Source organism: Sandarakinorhabdus sp. (assembly GCF_032115815.1).
Taxonomy (GTDB): Bacteria; Pseudomonadota; Alphaproteobacteria; order Sphingomonadales; family Sphingomonadaceae; genus Sandarakinorhabdus.
On record NZ_JAUMBI010000105.1, the window covers coordinates 1 to 2,693 of the forward strand.

Consider the following 2,693-nt stretch of genomic DNA (forward strand, 5'->3'; position numbering starts at 1 on the left):
GATATGGCGACCCTGAAGACGACCGTGCTGGCCAGCGGCCTGACCGTGCCGGAACTCGTCCGCACCGCCTGGGCGGCGGCGGCTTCCTATCGCGGCACCGATGGCCGTGGTGGGGTGAACGGCGGCCGGCTGCGGCTCGCCCCGCAGAAGGATTGGGCGATCAACAACCCGGCCGAACTGGCCAGGTGCTCCCCGTGCTGAGCAAGGTGCAGGCCGATTTCAACAAGGCTGGCGCGCGCAAGATCAGCATGGCCGATCTGATTGTGCTGGCCGGCAATGCCGCGGTGGAAAAGGCAGCGGCTGATGCCGGCGTGGCGATCACGCTGGCCTTCACGCCGGGCCGCACCGATGCCACGCAGGCGCAGACGGATGTGGCCAGCTTTGCCGCGCTGGAGCCCAAGGCCGATGGCTTCCGCAACTATTGGACGGCGGACAGCGTATACAACCCGACGCAAGGCCTGATCGACCGCGCCAATCTGCTGGGCGTGACCGTACCGGAAATGACCGTGCTGGTGGGTGGCCTGCGCGTGCTGGATGCCAACGCCGGCGCCAGCAAGGTGGGCGTGTTCACCGCCAAGCCGGGTGTGCTGACCAACGATTGGTTCGTGGGCCTGCTCGGCATGGAAACCAAATGGCAGAAGTCTGCAACCGAAGGCCTGTATGACGGTGTGGACCGCACCACGGGCGCGAAGAAGTGGACGGCGAGCCCGGTGGACCTGCTGTTCGGCAGCCATGCGGAACTGCGGGCGGTGGCCGAAGTCTATGGCGCCGCCGATGGCCACAAGCAGATGGTCAGCGATTTTGCCAAGGCGTGGACCAAGGTGATGAACCGCGATCGCGCCGGCAAGTAAGGGATAGGTCCGGCCCTGCAAGGGCTGGACCGGAGCGGCGCTTCTCCCCCCGGGAAGCGCCGCTTTTCCTTTTGGGTGGTTCAGGCGCGGCCCGAATAGAGCAGGTGGCCGGGGCCGAGCCGTTCGAGCACCAGTTCCACATCGGTTTGGCTGAAGGCAAAGCAGCCTTCGCTGCGGCCCAGCTTGCCGGTCTGCTTCAGCACCTGCGGTTCGCAATACCAGGCGCCGTGGATGACGATGGCGCGGGCTTCGGCCGTGCTGTTTTCCGGTTCCAGCCCGATCAGCCGGCGCGAACGGCCATGCTGGCCAATGTACGCCGCCCCGGTGAGATAGGCGCCGGCGCTGCTGGCGGCGGAGCCAGGCTGGGCGGAGAAACGCTGCAGATAGCCGCTGTGCGCCGGATCGGAACCGCGGCCGTGCGAGACGCGCAAGCTGGTCACCTGGCCGCTTTCGGGCGCAAACAGGAAGAAGCGCGGGAAGGCGCTATGCAGGCTGTAATCGGCGATGGCGACGACATCGCGGGCGCTGATGCGGCTGCTGTGGCGCGCAAAGGCATCGCGGGCGCGTTCAAGCAGGCGCGGATGCGGGGCAGCGGCGTGGGGCAGCGAGGCGAGCGCGGGGCCGGCGGCGGCAAGCGCCGCACTGCCGAGCGCTGCACCACCAAGGACGGCGCGGCGGGAGAGGGGGTTTTCACGGATAGCCATTGATCGGGAACATAAGGCACACTCGTGCGTATTACAGTGATGCATCGCCCAACTGCCCCGAATCGTCGGCCAATTGTCGCCGTGGCGGCCCTTGCGGGCAGTCTTTGGCTCGCGGCGGCCGCTGTCGCCCAGCCGGTGACGCCGCCGCCTTCGTCTGCAATGGAGCGCCTCGCCGCCGTCGATCTGGCCCCGCTTGCGGACAATGACCGGCTGAAAGTGGCGGCCAGTCTCGCGCGGTGGCAGGCGCTGCCGTCACCGCCGGCCGGCCGCTGGCTGCTGGTCAATATCCCGGCTTATGAGATCAGCCTGTATGACGGAAAGCTGCGCACCGGCACCTGGCGCGCAATCGTGGGCAAACCCAAAACGCCCACCCCGCGCTTTGCCGGCAGTGTGACCGGCGTGATCCTCAACCCGTGGTGGGAAGTGCCGAAAAGCATCGTGATCGAAAGCGTGGGCCGGCTTGTGGCGCGCAATCCGAAGAAGGCCGCAGCCCAAGGCTATGTGCGCGACGGCGATCGTTATCGCCAGCGGCCGGGACCACACAACCAGTTGGGCCTGATGAAACTGGATTTCCGCAATCCCTACAGCATTGGCATCCACGACACGCCGTCGCGCCAGCTGTTCGAGAAGGACAAGCGCGCCTTCAGCCACGGCTGCATCCGGGTGGATGATCCCTTCGCCTTCGCCGCCGCCCTGCTTGGCGAGCCCACCAGCCGCGACAGCCTGAACACCGTGCGCGAAACCAACCCCGACACCCAGCGTCTGCAACTGGCCGAGCCGCTGCCGGTGATCGTCGGCTATTTCACCGCCGAAGTGGGTGATGACGGCACGCTGCGGCTGTTCGATGACGTCTACAAGCTGGACCGCGGCGCAAGCGGTGCGGCGCCAGCCGGCGATGACTGCGCGCTTTGATCTGGCGGTGCGAGAGCGTCTCCCAACCAACTCTCTTTCTATTATCGTATCGACATCAAACGGCTAATTTTTAAGGGTCTTTAGGGCCAACGTGGCTAAACATGGGCGCCAGCTGTAGCAACGAGATAAGCGCTCATTAGTCAAAGCTCTTCGCCAAAGGCATCCGCGATCGTGCTTTGAGTGCGAAGGTTTGCGAGGGTAAGCTTGTGCCTTCGGGCCGCGCGGA

The 2,693-nt window shown here is 65.9% G+C and carries 4 protein-coding genes; 3 read left to right on the forward strand and 1 reads right to left on the reverse strand.

Annotated elements, in window-relative coordinates; genetic code table 11:
• Both RT662_RS06420 and RT662_RS06425 read left to right on the forward strand, forming a co-directional pair.
• The coding region (locus RT662_RS06420) for a hypothetical protein (protein WP_313669875.1) at positions 1-201 on the forward strand (201 nt) is incomplete at its 5' end.
• The gene (locus RT662_RS06425; protein ID WP_313669876.1) at positions 195-851 is read left to right on the forward strand and encodes a peroxidase family protein; all 657 of its coding nucleotides are present in this window, start codon (positions 195-197) and stop codon (positions 849-851) included. The genes RT662_RS06420 and RT662_RS06425, both read left to right, overlap by 7 nt.
• Positions 852-931: 80 nt before the next feature.
• On the opposite strand, the gene RT662_RS06430 is transcribed toward RT662_RS06425, so the two are convergent.
• Positions 932-1,555 carry a murein L,D-transpeptidase catalytic domain family protein gene (locus RT662_RS06430; RefSeq protein ID WP_313669877.1) on the reverse strand — a complete coding sequence of 208 codons (624 nt, stop codon included), beginning with the start codon at positions 1,553-1,555 and terminating at the stop codon, positions 932-934.
• An 81-nt stretch (positions 1,556-1,636) separates the two neighbouring features.
• Here RT662_RS06430 and RT662_RS06435 point away from each other — a divergent pair, with 81 nt between their 5' ends.
• Positions 1,637-2,467 (forward strand): L,D-transpeptidase family protein, encoded by an 831-nt coding sequence (locus RT662_RS06435; RefSeq protein ID WP_313669878.1) that lies wholly within the window; start codon positions 1,637-1,639, stop codon positions 2,465-2,467.
• The last annotated feature ends 226 nt before the right edge of the window (positions 2,468-2,693 follow it).

What these genes read in the sequence shown, in the direction of transcription:
- RT662_RS06430 (WP_313669877.1), bottom strand. Translation starts at nt 1,555, where the DNA reads ATGGCTATCCGTGAAAACCCCCTCTCCCGCCGCGCCGTCCTTGGTGGT.